Below are 16,975 nucleotides of genomic sequence, written 5' to 3'. Positions count from 1 at the left end.
TCAGAGCATCTTCGATTTCTTTGGAAAGAAATTCACCTGTGATCTCACCCACAGCCCCGCCAATGACACCGGATGCGACATCGCCGCCAGTTCCTGCTGCGATGGCTCCGCCGAGGGCGGCATGGGCGATTTTATGCGTCACATAGTTCAGATCGCCTTTATGGTACGCCTCACCAATCTTCATAGCCGCGTGCTTGCCGAGCACGCCCACTGCGGAACTATGCAGGCTCCCCACCAGATTGTCGCCGAAATCGCCGCCGTTGATGACGGTGTTTACAGTGGCGGAGGTGGTGGAGGTATGTTATGTCAAAGAACGAAAAACGGCCCGCCGAAGCGGGCCGCTACGAACGCACAAATCATTTCAAATTAATCACAATTCTTCTCTTCATAACCACTACCCTTTAAGGCATATTCATATCTTTTTTATCAAGAGCATTCGCTCTATCTCCCATCAATTCATACACTTTGATCAAATCAATATATTTTTTCTTCCCATTTTTTTCTCATTAAGAATCCTTTTCATGGCTTCTAAGCATTCTGTATTATTTTTATATCTTTTCGCGACCTTGCGACTATCCTTTTCCGTCTGACTTTAAATCAGAAAGAGTTCGCATGCAGCTTCTCCGCAGCTCCTCTTCCGTTAAATCTTCTTCTTCTATCAACTCTGGATCAGAGCAGAATGCATCAATATCAAAGAACAATTCTTCTAATGCATTATTATAATTGTTTTTATCATTAAGATCTTGACGCCGTTGTCTGATAAATGACATTTCGAACTCTGAAGCCGTAATTCTATAATGTAAGAAATCATCTATTAAATTAATATATATATTCGTAGTATCCATTTAAAGTTTACCTCTGGTCAAAACATTTTTTAGCTGGTCAGGTTTTAATTTCCACCCACTAATGAACTCCCCATCCGGCTTTTTAATAACATTATTACCTGTTTTGGGGTTAACGTAATGAACCACATCTTGACCTCTATAGGTTCCTTTTATTTCAACAGTTTCTGTATTACGGACATGATCGTCAATAGCTTTTCTAAATCTTTCACCTTTTGAAGGATTGTAATTTTTTCCTTCAATACCAAAATCTCCAGCGTGTTTAAATTTACGCTTTAACTGCTTCTCTGAATAAGTAACTGATCGCTTAGCGATATCAATAACATCATCAGATTTACTTGCAGCTTTTTGGAATATTCTCGCAATTCTAGTTGTTCCTGCTGGCACAAATGGTATGAGCATAGCGGCACTGTCTGCACTAAGATCAATCAACCCTTCATTAACCATCCCATCGTCATCGATGATATAGCCCCAAGTGATCTTCCCTGCATCCGCCAGAACAAAAAGTGCGTCAAAGAAAGTATCGACAGCGTTATTTTGAGCGGCGTTCTCTGCTGTTCCTGCGGCAGTATCAACGTCGGCTCCTGCCACAGCTGCCGCCAATCCAGCCGCCAACTTCGAAAAGTCTACGCCGACAGCTTCAAGCTTATCAATATCTTCCTCGGTCATGCCTGATTGGATACGATCAGTAAGGAATGCCTCGGCGGTGATTTCCCCAATCATCCCACCAATGGCACCTGCAGCAATGTCATCGCCACTAGCTGCCGCAATAGCTCCTCCCAAAGCTAAATGCGCTATTTTATGAGTGACGTAATCAATATCCCCATTGCCGCCGTCATACGCCTCACCAATCTTCATGGCCGCGTGCTTGCCGAGCACGCCCACTGCGGAAGAGTGGAGGCTCCCCACCAGATTGTCGCCAAAATCGCCGCCGTTGATGACGGTGTTTACCGTGGCCGAGGTGGTGGAGGTACGTTATGTCAAAGAACGAAAAACGGCCCGCTGAGGCGGGCCGTGCAAATTACTCATCTGGTATTTGTGTATTAAGTTCTTTCAATAATTAATTCTGTAGAACCTTCTTCAAGGCCAGTATTTACGTCGAGATGTAAATGGTCATGCGCCCGAACATCATCCAAAGAGAACTGCAAGCAAAGTCTCGCAAGGGAAATAAATCCTTTTGCATTAGCTTTGATGACTGCCTCAAAGTCATCTCCAATTTGAACTTCTATTTCGGCCCCAACTTCCCAAAAATTATCATCTGATATGTCAAGGGTATACTTCATGAATTTAATCCTTCAAAAAGATATGAAGATTGTCTTTTTTCTTAATCATCATTTTACCAAGTTTTTTAGGGTTAGGAGTTAATATTTCAAAATTCATATGGTTTCCTCCTGCATGTTGACCTGTAATGTCAGCATCTCCCATTCGTACTTGTCGAGTACCATCTTTAGATAAAAATCGTCCACCACCCATGTCTTTATACCCTGAGCCAAGAAAATCTTGTGCTAAATCAAGAGCATCATCAGTTTTAATGGTTTTGTTATCAAATTGTCTTGCTGCATTCTCATCAAGCCTTTTACCAACATGAGCATATTTGTCACTATGTTTGACACCGCCTGATACATTTTCGCCAATTTTACCAGCATCAGCGACATTATCGACAACTTTCGCAGCATCTCCTGCATTATCAATAGCTTTTGCTGCATCAACAACATCATCTGTTTTACTAGCTGCTTTCTGGAATATACGAGCGACTCTGGTTGATCCTGCGGGAACGCATGGTATAAGAAGGGCTGCACTATCAGCAGTGAGGTCAATGATACCTTCTTGAAGAAGTCCGTCATCGTCCGTATACCAACCCCAAGCGATCTTCCCTGCATCCGCCAGAACAAAGAGTGCGTCAAAGAAAGTATCGACAGCGTTATTTTGAGCGGCGTTCTCTGCTGTTCCTGCGGCAGTATCAACGTCGGCTCCTGCCACAGCTGCCGCCAATCCAGCCGCCAACTTCGAAAAGTCTACGCCGACAGCTTCAAGCTTATCAATATCTTCCTCGGTCATGCCTGATTGGATACGATCAGTAAGGAATGCCTCGGCGGTGATTTCCCCAATCATCCCACCAATGGCACCTGCAGCAATGTCATCGCCACTAGCTGCCGCAATAGCTCCTCCCAAAGCTAAATGCGCTATTTTATGAGTGACGTAATCAATATCTCCATTGCCGCCGTCATACGCCTCACCAATCTTCATAGCCGCGTGCTTGCCGAGCACGCCCACTGCGGAACTATGCAGGCTCCCCACCAGATTGTCGCCGAAATCGCCGCCGTTGATGACGGTGTTTACAGTGGCGGAGGTGGTGGAGGTATGTTATGTCAAAGAACGAAAAACGGCCCGCAGAAGCGGGCCGTGCCAATCATATTATACCTACAAGTCACTACAATTTACTCTTTCCCATAACCCTTTAAACGGAAAGTCAGGCTCTATAAGCCTCCAAACCTCTCCCGAAGAAGGGTCTTGAAACCATCTTCCTCCACAAATCATCCCTTCACAGTAATCTGGATCTACAACTATTTCTACGACACGCCCCAGGACAACTTGATCATGAATGAACTGCAAAAAACGTTTATATTCGCTTGGGCTAATAAACCCATGTATCTCTTCCCACATGTTAGCCTCAGTTACTTTGTGATCCATTTGGGGTTCACAGACTTTATGAACACTTGATTACCACCACCAACTAATCCGCGTTGTGAAGCAGCAAAGCCTTCGTATATAGTCGTCCCTCTTGGAATAACCGCTTTCACAACTCTCGTGGCAGTATTTCCCCAGTTTTGATCAAGAGCTGAATCAACTACAGATTGTAATGGTCCTTTAGGTTTAATACGAGTCCAATACCCTCCAGCAGGATTTCCATTATCACTTATCACTCGATACAAGGTGGTAGGTTTGGTTGTAATTTTCTCAGTATAAGTTGCACTTCTAAATGTTTTTGCTATTTCAGTATTAAGAGGCCCTTTGTCAAGAGGAGTGTATTTTTTCCCCTTCAGTTTCTGCCCTAATTTAACGATTGGCTTAATTGCTTTATTATTTATAAGTTTTGTAACAACCTTACCAGGAATCAAGACTGAAACAACCTTTGCTCCACCCTTGAGCCTCTTTCGAGTTCGCTCAGGAAGCTTATTCCAACGACTACTTACTTCTTTACCGGTTGCTTCATCTACATAAGTGACTATTGCATCAATATTTTCACCAGCTTTCCCCAAAACATCTATAACTGCGTCCGTTTCTTTTGGGAGCTCCTTCCTTGAAAAATTCACAGCTTCCTTAGTGCCAGTTGCAATGGCTTGACTAAGCGGATCAGTTCCATCGCCAATTTCTTCCAAGCCTTCTATAGGATCTCCTTCTCCTGATGCTAACACCCATATAGCTGCAGCAAGTGCAGCTATGCAGAATCCACCACAAAGGGCATTATTTTCGGCGGCATTTGCTCCAGTTTCAGATGCAGTGTTTACATCACCACCGGCAGCTGCCGCAGCCAAACCTGCAACAAGAGCCGACATGTCAACACCTGCATCGCCCCATCGTTGAACCTGATCTGGTTCGACTTCACCCATTCGTATGGCATCTTCCAACTCACTTCTAAATTCTTCAGCAAAAACTTCCCCAACGACACCGCCAATGGCACCAGAGGCGATATCTCCCCCTGTTGCCGCAGCCATGGTCCCGCCAAGAGCGGCATGAGCGATTTTATGAGTGACGTAATCAATATCTCCATTGCCGCCGTCATACGCCTCACCAATCTTCATGGCTGCGTGCTTGCCAAGCACGCCCACTGCGGAAGAGTGGAGGCTCCCCACCAGATTTTCGCCGAGATCGCCGCCGTTGATGACGGTGTTTACAGTGGTGGAGGTCGAGGAGTTGGGGTTATGTCAAAAAACGAAAGACGGCCCGCTGAGGCGGGCCGTCTTTAAGGTGGTAAGAGGGTCGATGAAAAAAATTAAATAGATTGGTAGAAAGCAAGCGGTCTGATGAATCGGTTGCTTTCTAAATCTAAGTACTAGTCATGAAAGATATCTTCTTCCAAAGGCACTGAAAACTGCCAATCAAAAGGAAATACGTCTTTCTCGTTTAATGACAATGCTGCGAAAACGGCAGGGCGTTCAAAAAAGTCCCACCATTTGTTATCAATCTTCCAGTACACGCTGGAAAGCTCTCCTCCAGAATTCGTATCAACAATAAAAACAGAGTCTAGCCGATCACCGTTAGCAAGTATGGTTACTCCAGCGATCCAGTAATCACCGTCATCCTTTGGAACAAGAGGGATTGCTGTTGTTGTTGAACTTTCATTTTCATTACCATGTCTGATTACAAAATCAGGAGACAAATTCAGTAAGTTTAACCATTGGAGTAATGTTGTATCGTTTATCATATGTCCTTTGCCTAGTACTTACTTGGGATTGGCAGATTAGTTGATAATACCCCCTCTCCCTTGAGAAATAACGAGACAGAAGCCACTCTTCACTAATGGTCTTACCATCGTTACACACCAGACAAGATAGGCGATAATTCTTATCACACAAGAAATCATGCCATATATTCAAATATATACTTACCTTTTAACTCTTCTTTAAGCCTCAAAAACAATGCTTTTCCTTCTAGTCTAAATGATTTTTTCAATAAATCATCGGCCTCCTTTGAAGAAAATCCAGAATCTGGAGGATATTCAGCATCAAAAGTGGCCTGATAAAGATTATCCCAAGTAATGATATCTTTCTTAAGAGAATCACTTATATCCATATCTTCAACAGCTATAGTGTCGGAACTCCCATCATCATCAATTATCCAAATGGGTGAGCAATAATATTCCAACGCAAGTCTCATTCTTTCCAACATATTAATCACCTACTACTTCTAAAGTTAGCACCAACTATATAGCCATTACCTCCAATAGTAATCGCAATACGCTATTTTTTACCTTTATAGACAAACTCGTAAATAGGTCTACCTTTTCCTTTGCCCTGAAAACCAATCACATTATTCTTTGCTAAGGCTTGTTGAAGAAAATCAGGAATTTCATTTTTAGAAATACCTTTTCCCAAAAACTCCTTCATATGTCTTTTAACTATATGAGAGAAGTGGGTCTAAGAAACTGGACCACAGTATAAGGTGGACATATGATAGCCGAAGGAGGCTTTTCGATGTCCAAGAAGAGAAGAAGATTTACTGCTGAATTCAAAGCCCGTGTAGCCCTCGACGCTTTGTCTGGCGAGCACACACTTTCCGAGCTGGCCAGCAAGTATGGAGTTCACACCAACCAGATATCCACGTGGAAACGACAAGCCAAAGAAGGTATTGTCGCGTCATTTTCTGGCAAGGCAGAGAAGAGCCAGCAAATGGACGATGCACATATCAAGGATCTGCACGCTAAGATCGGCCAACTTCTGATCGAGAAGGATTTTTTGCAACAAGCCTTCGCCAAAATCTGAGCTGCGAGCGAAGGCGTGAAGTCGTCGACAAAGAGCATCCACAACTCAGCGTCCGGCGACAATGCAGAATCCTCAAACTGCAACGCTCAACATACTATTATCAGCCGATTGGCGAATCATCGTATAACTTGGAGTTGATGAAACGCATCGACGAGTTGTTCATGGAGCTACCATTTTTCGGCTCACGCCAGATGCGCAACATTCTGCGGGATGAAGGGCATCTGGTTGGCCGTGGTCGTGTGAGACGACTTATGCGCAAGATGGGCTTGATGGCGATTTACCAAAAACCGAGGACGAGTGATCCTCATCCACAGCACAAAATATATCCGTATTTGTTGCGGAACATGAAGATCACAAAGCCAAATCAAGTTTGGTGTACCGACATTACTTACATTCCGATGAAACGAGGCTTCTTGTATCTCGTGGCAATCATGGATTGGCATAGCCGGGCAGTATTGTCGTGGCGTTTGTCGAATACGATGGAGGCCGACTTTTGTGTCGTAGCTTTGGAGGATGCGATCAACCGTTATGGAGAACCTGAGATATTCAACACAGACCAGGGGAGCCAGTTCACCAGCTATGAATTCACAAAGACTCTGCGGGATGCTGGCATCCGCATTTCAATGGATGGCCGAGGACGCTGGATGGATAACGTCATGATCGAACGACTCTGGAAGTCTTTGAAATACGAATGTGTCTACTTGCGGGAACTGGAGACAGGAAGTGAGCTGCGGAGTGCCTTGGCCTGGTGGTTTAACTTCTACAATAATCGGCGTCCTCATAAGACCTTTGACGGACGCAAGCCGATGGAGATATATCAAAGCGGTCCCATCCCAGAGGGGGTACCCCCTCTGGGATGGACCCACAAGGCGGCGTAACACGTAAAACTGTCCACCTTAAATTCGCCGCTCAGTGGTCCGATAAAGTGAACCCACTTCTCATAAACTCGCGCGGTCTCCCGAGTTTTTTCCCGTTCGCTACGCGTTTCTTTTCTTTGCCGCCAGAGTGTTTGTAGTCTGGAAGAAGGGCATTGGGCGTTTGCCCCCTTTGCCAATAACGCCTCAGTAATTTGTACAATTGAGGCTTGGACACCTTGCCACTCGAAACAACTTCATTGATGCGAGCAGTTAATTCTTTGCGATCGAAGTACTCAAGTTTATCAAGCGTCTCCTGGACAAATGCGTAATTGGTATCTCGTTTGATTTGTGCCGAACTTCCTGGTTTGGGATTTTTAAATGCAAGCTCGGAGTGAGGGTCTTCAGCCCGGAATAGGGTTTCATCTTCAATTGATTGAATCAGATCATTTCTCAAAATGAGCGCAGGGAAGGGCTTAGGGCTTTCAAGGTCAATCCAGACCAACTGTTCACCAAGCAACGAGAGGACTCGGAACAACCGGCCTTCATACTTAAGCACTTCATTGATTCTGAACATGAAGCATCTCCTCTAAGGTCACGGCTTCAGCTGCGACTAAATCCCTGGGTGCAAGCTTACGAAAAGCAATATTGATATCGAATGAAAAGACTCTTTGAGATAGTAGCTGTCTGATTTCTCGTAAAGATTCTCCGGGAGCAAGGTCGTAGGCTACTTCAAGAGATTTAGCGAGATTGATTAATGTAGACTCTTTGTTTTCGGCAAAGTGGTGACTGTAAAAATCCGCTCGATGCTTCAGATCAGCATCCTCGATTTCGTCACGTTGAGCTGGGTAAAGCCACTTTATGTTTTCAAGTGCGACAGAAGAAATTTCCTTTTCAGTCACCAGATGCCAGTGGACGCCTTTCTGCTCCCAATACCTGCGTTCTAATTCCAGCTTCTCTATCATTCGGGGCTTTTGAAGCTCATCGGAGTACTTAGCCTGTAGCGCCACGCGCATTTTGTCTGACCGTGATGTGTCGACGAGAAAGTCTGAAGTCATGTACTGAAGGACGCCAGAGGCCGAAGGGTGTGTAATGCCGTATTGGTCGGCGATTTCAATCGTGAGTTCTCGTTGAAGCGGAAATTGTTCCCGAATGTCGGTTACGTCTTGCTGCCATTCCAAAGGGAGGAAGACAGCAAGCTCTAGGTCGGAGAAAAGGTGGTGCGTTCGGCGTACTTTGTGTCCGAAGATTCGATGTGAACGCCCTTGGGAAGGCACATCCCACACAGTCAACCAAGGCTTATAGTTGCCATGCCTGCCGGCACCGCGACCTTCCTTGCGCCAACGTTAAAATCTTTCGTCGGATGGGGAATATCGTTTGGACATAAAAGCCGCTCCTAGTTTTCTACATTTTGTAGTTACCAGAAACGGCTTTTGTTAACAACTTTATTGTATCGTTAACAACTATATTGTCACGCTACACAAAAACTACCCCTGTGGTCTGCTGATTCCTACGGTGACGGTCTTGGCTTGATGGCGGATGGTGTCGATGGGGCGGGTCATTTCTTCGATCGCTTTGTTGAGCACGGTAAGGATATCGGCAAGTCTGGCTTCGGTGACGCAGATATCCTGGGATTGGTTGACCAGCCAGAGCATGTAGTTCGCCAAGCCGGAAGCTACGCGGGCTGGCAGCGCCGAGTCTGTTGCGCCGGAGGCAATACGGTCCACGCATTGATTCAGCTGAGTAAGGACGGCTGTGCGGTCCCATTTTGATGGGTCCACAACCATCTCGGCTATCAGGATGCGTGCATTGCGAAATGGCTCGGCATGGGCGTCGATGGCCTTGGCAGCCATGATGCCCCACCAGTGACCTGCGACAGTTTCCAGAACAAAATCCAGCCCTCCCCCAACTCGGGGAACCTTGATAGTCGCTTCAGCCACTGCGTCAAAACGGGTCTCATCCTCGGCGCAGAAGACTATGGGCGATCCGTTGTGTGCCTTGAAGATGGTTGTTTCCTTGACCGTATCCATGACAACCATTTCAGGCAGGTCGGACGCCATGACAAGGGTCAATGGCTCTGTGGACAGGTCGATATGTTTCTTGTCTTCCGTAACATCACAGGGAATGGATTTATAACAAAGTTCGGAGAGCTTGATGCGCACTTCCTGTGCGGCGATGCAGTTGGCGCCGTTTCCGACCAATGCCCAGTATCGATGGACAGGGGCGTATTTTTTGGCCACCTCGCCAATGGCATCCTTGGTTTCCAGTACTTTGTCAATGGCATTGGGAAGTGATTCCAGCGAATCCATATCTGCTGAAATAGTGGCCGTGTCCATGGTGCCGAGTACATCGGCCAACCAGAGAGAAAGGAGTTTGCCCGCAGCGACCTGAGAGTAGAAAGCCTTGGTCGAGGCTACGGCCATCTCCACATCGCGCCCATTACTGGTGTAAATATAGGAATCGGATTTTTGGACCAAAGGAGAATTACGGCGGTTGACAATGCAATTGACCCAGGCTCCACGATCACGGCAGAGATCCACGACACGGTTGGTATCAGTGGTGGTACCGGATTGGGAAACCGGGATCAAAAAGACATTATCCATACTTTCATCACCCATGAATCCGACCAATTCGGAGCCTGTGTAGGCTTCAATGGAAATGTCGCTCCCCTTCAGCGCCCGGCGCAGGAGCGATGCCACGGCCATGGCCGCGACGGCAGCAGTGCCTTGCCCCACACAGATGATGCGTGCAATCGGAGTCTTTCCGTTGCGGAATCGATTGACGAGAGCCGGGCCATTGCCAAAACCTTCGGGCAGGAAAGTGACGTGTCCATTTTGGCGAAGGTATTTACCGTGTAAGGTGTTGCGAACAGAGCTTGATGCTTCGTGCACTTCCTTTTCAATGTAATGATTGTATTTACCGCGAAATATATCGCGTGAAAATATTTCAATTTTTTCTTCCTTGAGTGGAACACATTCCCCGGAGTGAAGGAAACGGGCTTGAGGGACCATGTCCGCAGGGTCGCTGTCACTCAGGATGACGGAGACGCCACCCTGGCGGTGGACAGCCATGGGGAATGAGGAGCGGGCGCGGGCCGCCATTCCGTACGCTTCACTGGCGACAAGCCAGCCGTCCTGCGTTTTCCCGATATAAAAGGATTGTCCAGATCCTTTTTGGGCAAGGAATTGGGAGTCGAAATCATTGAGGTTCTGCATGACAACAGCCAGGGAGCCTTCACATCGTTTGAGGACGTTGCGGAATCGCTCTTCAGCGTTTTCGTCCTTGGGTGCGTCAAGGTGAAAAAGAACGGGCAGAATCTTGGCGTCTGTGGAAATGGCAGGTGGAATATAGGCACCTTTGGAGACCACGGTTTCTTCGACCAGTGTGCGGTAGTTATCCACATCGCCGTTGAGAACAAACATGGTTTTCTCAAGGCCGGTGGAGACATCGCCTTCGACGAGTCCGTCCACCGGGTGGCAGTTGGGGACCGAGATGATGCCATTGGAAGCCCAGCGTGTGTGGGCTATGATATTCAATGTTTCCAGACCTTCAGCCATGGACCACAACAGCTCATCTTTGACAATGAATTCACGAAGAGCTGCTCCGTTATCTCCAAGTTGGCCAACCAACTGGGCCACTTTGTAGAGGAAGCGACACGCTGTGCGGCCATCGGGCAACGTGCGAACCAGCACTTGTCGAGTGTCAGCATTATGGATGGAGCAACGGTCGCAGAACTCGGTTTTCTGGTCGCATGAAAGTGCTGTTTCCGGATTCTTGTTTTCCGGCAGAATAAACGCGACTGCGATTCCTGCGGAGTCCCGCCCCCGAACTTCAAGCTTGTCTATGGATTCGAGAACTTGCTCAATGCCCCAAGCCAGAAAATGGCGATCACGCACTTCGGCATCCGTTGCGAGAGCGTCGGGCATGATGGTCAGGGTGCGGTCCTTGTTTGCCAGTACTTCCTTGTCAATCTGCCAGAGATAGTCATCAAGCTGTTCCCGCAGGCTTTCGAGTGCATCCGTGCGTGGTCCCTGCTCTAGCTTGACGGCTGCGGCATTGCGAAGTTGACGAATGGAATCACGGATGGATTCCAGACGAGAGCCGGTCTCGGGGTTAGCAACCAGACTCATGTGCAAACCGAAAGACATCAGATCATAGAAATGTTCGGCCAAGGTTCCCAAGGGGGTTGCGGCCTGCAGGATATCGTTGCCCGCGACAATTGTTTTGAACTCGGTGTCGAGGGTTTCAAGCCAGCCTGTGTCCGGGGTGGCTGTCCACTGGCGATTGCTGAGAAAACTGGCGATGCCACACATGGTGTGCGTACTCCTGGTGTGTTGTTTTGTTGAAGCTCCGGCTGGCCGGATGCGGTGTACAGAACTACTTCACAAGCAACACATTGGCAAGTCCCGTAGCGAGGCTGGACATTCATATAAGAATGGTCTAGGCCCGAAAGGTATGGCCTCACAAAGCTGTGATGCGGGCAGTGTATAATTATGGGAGCGTATTGGGCGAAGTGAGGTCTCCTGATCGGGAGGGTTCTGAACGCCGGTCAATTTTTACAATGAATCCATTCGTATATCTAGACAATAAATGGCGGTCTCTCTGTATCGTGTGTAAATTCACGGTTGCATTGGGATCTATGCTTGCGCTCATCCTCTTTGTGGCGACCACGGGGTATATCGCCCTGGATATTCTGGAAGGTAAAGCTGCGGAGATCGTCGCCGATTCCATGCGGATGCAGCGGTTGGCATTGGAAATTGATTCTCGTCTGCAACTTGCACATCAGGCTGAGCGCGATTTCGTGTTACGTATCCATGATCTTGGTTTTCAAGGCGCACGCACGGCTTATGCTGGTGAATTTAAAGAACGGGTGGGTGAAGCCGGGCGGAATATTATATGGCTTCAGGACATGATGCAGTTTTCTCAGGGGATGAATGAAAGGAAGGCATCCCGTAGACGGCTGGAGGATTTACACTCTTCTCTTCTGAAGTATAATGAGTACTTTCAGCAGCTTGTTTCATTGGCTACTGTTGGTGGGGCGGGGGGGGATGCCTTTGAGCGCAAAACGGGTGATCTTGATGGGGAATATCTCCACCTGACTTCCCTGGTCCGACAGCTTGCCATTTCTGCTTCAGATGGAGCGCGCAATGCACATGAAGAGATTGCTGAATCCAGTGTTGTCGTCAAATATGTGCTCGGTCTTTTTGTCTTTTTTGCTCTTCTCATGGCGGCGAGCATTGTGTGGGTGCTGAACAGGACAGTCGCCAAGAGCGTGATTCGTCTGAGTGATGCAGCCACGGAACTGAGTCTGGGGAATCTTGAGGCCCGTGCGCATGTTCGGGGGGATGACGAATTCGGCCAGCTTGCGCGGTCGATCAATGCCATGGCTTCGCGGATAACCAATCTGGTCAATGACCTGGAAGGGCAGGCGGCCATGGCCAGTGACCGGTTGTTTGAGGCCATAGATTCCATTTCAGAAGGCTTCCTATTATACGATCAGCGGGAACGTCTGTTGTTGGTCAACAGGCGTATTCATGAGATGGCAGGAAATAATACGGATTGCCTTTATCCCGGCACCCCTCTGGAGGAAGTCCTTCGCTTCTATGCCGAGAGCGGGGTCTTTGTGAATGCCATGGGGCGAGAGAACGAATGGGTTCAGGGACGTTTGAAGGCTCATCGCGGGCAGACTCCACAGATGGAAGAACCTATGAACGATGGCCGGTGGTTTTTGATCAAGACATACCGGACCAATCGAGGTGAATCCGTTGTCATCTTGAGCGATATTACGGAAAGAAAGCGTACGGTCGAGAATCTGGCATCCATAAATTCCGACTTGGAGGAATTGGTCCGCAACCGTACCAGAGTTCTCGTGGAAAAGGCCATGGAACTCAAGCATGCCAATGAGCGTTTACGGGAATTGGATGAACTCAAATCAGCTTTTCTTTCTTCGGTCTCCCATGAATTGCGAACTCCGTTGACGTCACTGCTTGGCTTTTCAAAAATTATCAAGCGTGATTTCATGCGTACTTTCATGCCGTTGGCCCTGGAAGAGAAAGCATTGAAACTGGGACTGCGCATTCAGGGCAATCTGGATATTATAGGAAGTGAAGGCGAACGTCTGACCAGACTTATCAATGATGTGCTTGATCTGAGCCGTATTGAATCCGGTAAGGAAAGTTGGCGATTCACCGAAGTGGATATGGCGGGGGCACTCAATCGCGCTGTCAGTTCCGCCAGTGGACTTTTTGCTCCCAAGCCCCAGGTCAAGCTGGTTATCAGGCGTTTTGACCCGGTTCCTTTTGTTCACTGTGACCCGGACAGACTGCATCAGGTACTTATCAATCTTCTGAGTAATGCTGCTAAATTTACCGATTATGGTGAAGTTGCCGTGGATCTCTTCGTGGATGGAACCGGAATGATTCGCGTTCAGGTCCAGGACACTGGCAAAGGGATTGAAAAACAGTGTGTTGCGCGTATCTTTGATAAATTTCACCAGGCACATAAAGGGGACACCCTGACTGAAAAACCGGCTGGGACCGGCCTGGGGCTGGCCATCTGTCGCCAGATAGTCGAACGGTATGACGGTCGTATTTGGGCAGAGTCGGCTTTGGGGAAAGGAACGACCATGCATATGGTCCTGCCGCCAGCCGAACCTCCCGATGCGCCGCTTATCCTGGTCGTGGATGACGATGAGTCTCTTTGTGATTCCTTTTCCCTGTTTCTCAAGAAGGAAGGATATGGTGTTCGGACTGCTCGCGATGGGGAGCAAGCCCTGGATATCATCCTTCGACGCAGACCGGCCTTGATCACCATGGATCTTGATATGCCGGGCATGGATGGCTGGACCTTGATCGATCATCTCCGTCAGAGTCGGGATTTTGGAGATATCCCTCTTCTGGTCATATCCGGCATTTCCGGTTGCCACACGTCAGGTGGTGATGCAACCCTATTCAAACCAGTGGACCGCAAGTCTCTCCTGTGCGCTGTCAACGGTCTTCTGGGCAAGACCGGGTATACTCTTCCTGTTTTGGCGCTGACTCCCGAAAATGATGTTGAGTGCTACTTGATGCCCGAATTGTGTGGCACACGTGTGACCCGGTGTTCGGAAGAGGAGTTGTGGCGGTATCTTGAGAGGGGCTTTGAAGGCACTGTCATGGTGCCGGATTCTCTTGCCGGTCTGGTGGATTTGAAACGGTTGTGTGATAGGCAGGGTATACAGGTTCTTTTCTTGCCTGTGGAGAGTGTTCAGGCTCCTGAAATCATGACCTGAACCGTGGTGAACTTTGCTCTTCCTGCCGTTTTTTCTTCTGTGGAATGCTTGTGTCATTCGAAGAGCAATAGGAAAGGGGTAGTTTTAAACTTTGAGATAAGATAAGCAGAGAGGAAGGCTGGAAATATTTGCAGATTTTGCCTTTGCTCGGTATGGGGAGTGTGCAAGGCCGGGAAAAGGATGCTTTGAGGTCTCCCCAGGAAGCGAGTGTTGTCTGTGTCAGATGAGAAAAACTAATATAATCGGGTTGTCACATTTGCAGAGATGCACTATTGTGTGTCATATAACGAATGGCCGCTGTCACCATGTCGGCATTGGCCTGTACGAAACTTTATCTGGTTCCAAGGAGTGACGTGATGCCCAAAAAAATCCTCATTGTCGATGACGAGGTGCATATCAAAATGCTTCTCGAGCAGACCCTTGAAGAGCTTGAGGATGAATATGCTGTCGAGTTGTTCACCGCTTCGGACGGTGAAGAAGGACTGGCATTTATTCGGAGTGAACGTCCTGATCTGGTCTTTCTCGATATCATGATGCCGAAGATGAACGGGTATGAGGTTTGTAGGATCGTTATGGACGATCCGCAGTTCAAAAATGTGAAAATCATACTCCTGACTGCCAAGGGACAGGAAGTTGATCGGAAGCAGGGACTTGAACTCGGGGCCATGATGTATATGACCAAACCTTTCGATCCTGATGAAATTCTGAAAGTTTCCAAGGATCTATTGGAGCTGTAAGCCGGACATTATCCACGCTGAATGACGCCTCTTAAAAAGTATATCCGTCCGGCAGTGCTCCGGAATTTGTTGCGCAAGGCTCTTGCCGTTTCCTGCAAGGAATGTTGTTTTGCCATTACGTTTGAAGGCGAGGTCGTGATAGCCGAGGGATGTGATGGGCTGGGGGGATTCGAGGCAGACCGACCCAACGTCCTGACCGAACGTATCAAATTCGACTCCGTGCACACCGGCCAGGTGCGAATGCGGATACCCATCGAATGTTCCCCCGAAGAAAAAAAGACCCATGAGCGATTATTGGGATTTGCCAAGTATTCTATCCAGGAATGTATCGACATGGAAGGGGCCAGGCGGTCCATCGCTGATGAAGCTCTTTCCAAATATCGTGAGCTTGCCCTGCTCCATCGCTCTGTCCCCACAATCAATACTTCTCTGCGTATGCGCGATGTGGTCGGCTCGCTGATCAATGAATGTCGCCGGGAAAACTATCCCGGAGAGTTCGGGGCCGTCTTCCTGTCAGAACCTGGTAGCAAAAGTTTTCGAATGGCGGTTGAGTTCGGGTTTCCATTTGGTCTGAGTCCTCAGGCCTTAGTGGATAGTGACTTGTTCCGCGAGGTGGTGGATTCGGATCGCGGAGAGATTGTCAACGATTTGGATGCCGATGGCCGATGGCAGGGGGAAATTTCCGGGCTGGGGTCCATTGCCTTGATTCCCATTGTTTCGCCCAATCGCACTGAAGGTGTTCTTGCTTTGGCCTCGGAGAACAAGGGGCTTTTTGAAGCCGCTCATCGTAAAAGCCTCGCCACGCTGGCGTCTGTTGCCGGGATTTCCGTGAGTAATGCCTTCAATTTCGAAGGTATTCAAACGCTCATGAACGCGATTCTTCAGGCGCTGGCAGAAGCCATTGATTCCCGTGATCCTTTTACGGCAGGGCATTCAGAGCGGGTTGCCCAGCTCGCTGTGGCCTTTGCCTACAGCTTGAGTGAGAATATCGGTTTCAGGGATATTTTCTTTGCGGATCTGGAGCTTCGTGAAATATATTATGCGGGCATCCTGCATGATGTCGGGAAGATCGGTATCAAAGAAAATGTTCTGACCAAGAAGACCCGCCTTCCCAAACGCCGTATGGATGTCCTGCGTGCTCGTTTCCATCTTTTGGGGCAGACATCGGATTTTGATTGGCTCGCGGCATATGAGCTTGTGCGTTCCGTTAATCGGGCTATGGCACCGGAGAAGGAAAAATTGGATGCCATCCGCGAGCTTGGTAAATTGAACTGGATGATTGGTGATGAGCGACACCCTCTTTTGTACGAAGATGAGCTTGAAGCCCTTTTGCTCGAATACGGGAACCTCACACCTGATGAGCGCAAGGAAATTCAGCGGCATCCGGCTGAAAGCGAACGCATTCTCCAGCATATTCCCATGCAGGAAGGATATTCCAATATGCTGACGATCATTCGTCAACACCATGAGCGTATGGATGGCTCCGGCTATCCCGATGGTCTCGTGGGCAGCGATATTATGATTCAGAGTCGTCTGATGGCGATTGTTGATATCTATGATGCTGTCACACAGGAGCGCCACTATAAACCTGCCTCCACCAGAAGCGAAGCCATGAAAATACTCAGCTTTGAAGCGGAGCAGGGTAAATTGGACACCCCACTTGTCAATTTTTTCCTCAAGAATATAGAAAAGATAGAAATTTTATCAGAGCGGGTTAAATCCACCCGCGTAACCCACCTCTCAGAAATCGGAATTCTCTCCGGCATGTAGCCAAGCGCTGCCTTGCCTG

The 16,975-nt window shown here is 48.1% G+C and carries 15 protein-coding genes and 4 pseudogenes; 4 read left to right on the top strand and 15 right to left on the bottom strand.

The window, feature by feature from the left end; all coding sequences use genetic code 11:
• Nucleotides 1-67: 67 nt before the first annotated feature.
• The 12 genes and pseudogenes from BN4_RS18340 to BN4_RS18215 form a co-directional block, all read right to left on the bottom strand.
• Nucleotides 68-283: pseudogene (locus tag BN4_RS18340) on the bottom strand (DUF637 domain-containing protein); the annotation flags it as partial.
• Between the two features lie 289 nt (nt 284-572).
• Complete coding sequence (locus tag BN4_RS07680; protein ID WP_015414809.1) at nt 573-845, bottom strand: colicin immunity domain-containing protein; 273 nt, start codon at nt 843-845, stop codon at nt 573-575.
• Nucleotides 846-1,511, bottom strand: a complete 666-nt coding sequence (locus tag BN4_RS18335; RefSeq protein WP_407635867.1) for a colicin D domain-containing protein — start codon at nt 1,509-1,511, stop codon at nt 846-848. It lies immediately after the preceding gene.
• A 66-nt stretch (nt 1,512-1,577) separates the two neighbouring features.
• A pseudogene (locus tag BN4_RS18330) lies at nt 1,578-1,799 on the bottom strand (DUF637 domain-containing protein); the annotation flags it as partial.
• A gap of 86 nt (nt 1,800-1,885) precedes the next feature.
• Nucleotides 1,886-2,125 carry an Imm32 family immunity protein gene (locus BN4_RS07670; protein ID WP_015414807.1) on the bottom strand — a complete coding sequence of 80 codons (240 nt, stop codon included), beginning with the start codon at nt 2,123-2,125 and terminating at the stop codon, nt 1,886-1,888.
• 4 nt (nt 2,126-2,129) lie between these two features.
• Nucleotides 2,130-2,900, bottom strand: a complete 771-nt coding sequence (locus BN4_RS17980) for a VENN motif pre-toxin domain-containing protein (RefSeq protein WP_269450399.1) — start codon at nt 2,898-2,900, stop codon at nt 2,130-2,132.
• 66 nt (nt 2,901-2,966) lie between these two features.
• Nucleotides 2,967-3,188: pseudogene (locus BN4_RS18220) on the bottom strand (DUF637 domain-containing protein); the annotation flags it as partial.
• Between the two features lie 329 nt (nt 3,189-3,517).
• Nucleotides 3,518-4,558, bottom strand: coding sequence for a VENN motif pre-toxin domain-containing protein (locus BN4_RS17975; protein ID WP_051053245.1), 1,041 nt, complete (start codon nt 4,556-4,558; stop codon nt 3,518-3,520).
• Nucleotides 4,559-4,570: 12 nt separating this feature from the next.
• A pseudogene (locus BN4_RS18325) lies at nt 4,571-4,699 on the bottom strand (hypothetical protein); the annotation flags it as partial.
• Between the two features lie 197 nt (nt 4,700-4,896).
• The gene (locus tag BN4_RS07645) at nt 4,897-5,268 is read right to left on the bottom strand and encodes a hypothetical protein (RefSeq protein ID WP_015414802.1); all 372 of its coding nucleotides are present in this window, start codon (nt 5,266-5,268) and stop codon (nt 4,897-4,899) included.
• A gap of 155 nt (nt 5,269-5,423) precedes the next feature.
• Nucleotides 5,424-5,732, bottom strand: coding sequence for a hypothetical protein (locus tag BN4_RS07640; RefSeq protein WP_015414801.1), 309 nt, complete (start codon nt 5,730-5,732; stop codon nt 5,424-5,426).
• 71 nt (nt 5,733-5,803) lie between these two features.
• A complete protein-coding gene (locus tag BN4_RS18215; RefSeq protein ID WP_269450396.1) occupies nt 5,804-5,938 on the bottom strand; it encodes a hypothetical protein in 135 nt (44 codons plus the stop codon).
• Nucleotides 5,939-6,037: 99 nt separating this feature from the next.
• On the opposite strand from BN4_RS18215, the gene BN4_RS17710 reads away from it, so the two are divergent.
• A protein-coding gene (locus tag BN4_RS17710) for an IS3 family transposase (RefSeq protein WP_407635864.1) occupies nt 6,038-7,203 on the top strand; the annotation gives its coding sequence in 2 pieces (ribosomal slippage) (nt 6,038-6,313 and nt 6,316-7,203; 1,164 coding nt in all).
• 31 nt (nt 7,204-7,234) lie between these two features.
• Here the strand turns inward: BN4_RS17710 and BN4_RS07620 are convergent.
• From BN4_RS07620 to BN4_RS07610, 3 genes are all read right to left on the bottom strand, one after another.
• Nucleotides 7,235-7,756 (bottom strand): hypothetical protein, encoded by a 522-nt coding sequence (locus tag BN4_RS07620; protein WP_015414799.1) that lies wholly within the window; start codon nt 7,754-7,756, stop codon nt 7,235-7,237.
• On the bottom strand, nt 7,740-8,360 hold the full coding sequence (locus tag BN4_RS07615) for a TnsA endonuclease N-terminal domain-containing protein (protein WP_231856592.1): 621 nt from the start codon (nt 8,358-8,360) through the stop codon (nt 7,740-7,742). Before BN4_RS07615 ends, BN4_RS07620 begins: the two co-directional genes overlap by 17 nt.
• Nucleotides 8,361-8,666: 306 nt before the next feature.
• Nucleotides 8,667-11,492 carry an SIS domain-containing protein gene (locus tag BN4_RS07610; RefSeq protein ID WP_015414797.1) on the bottom strand — a complete coding sequence of 942 codons (2,826 nt, stop codon included), beginning with the start codon at nt 11,490-11,492 and terminating at the stop codon, nt 8,667-8,669.
• Nucleotides 11,493-11,788: 296 nt separating this feature from the next.
• Here BN4_RS07610 and BN4_RS17145 point away from each other — a divergent pair, with 296 nt between their 5' ends.
• The 3 genes from BN4_RS17145 (at nt 11,789) to BN4_RS07595 (ending at nt 16,956) form a co-directional block, all read left to right on the top strand.
• Nucleotides 11,789-14,449 (top strand): ATP-binding protein, encoded by a 2,661-nt coding sequence (locus tag BN4_RS17145; RefSeq protein ID WP_231856591.1) that lies wholly within the window; start codon nt 11,789-11,791, stop codon nt 14,447-14,449.
• A 356-nt stretch (nt 14,450-14,805) separates the two neighbouring features.
• Nucleotides 14,806-15,186, top strand: a complete 381-nt coding sequence (locus BN4_RS07600) for a response regulator transcription factor (protein WP_015414795.1) — start codon at nt 14,806-14,808, stop codon at nt 15,184-15,186.
• A gap of 21 nt (nt 15,187-15,207) precedes the next feature.
• Complete coding sequence (locus BN4_RS07595; RefSeq protein WP_015414794.1) at nt 15,208-16,956, top strand: HD-GYP domain-containing protein; 1,749 nt, start codon at nt 15,208-15,210, stop codon at nt 16,954-16,956.
• The last annotated feature ends 19 nt before the right edge of the window (nt 16,957-16,975 follow it).

Origin of the sequence: Pseudodesulfovibrio piezophilus C1TLV30, from assembly GCF_000341895.1 — a bacterium.
GTDB lineage: Bacteria > Desulfobacterota > Desulfovibrionia > Desulfovibrionales > Desulfovibrionaceae > Pseudodesulfovibrio > Pseudodesulfovibrio piezophilus.
The sequence above is the reverse complement of the archived record's forward strand: the minus strand, read 5'-3'. Positions and strand labels throughout refer to the sequence as shown.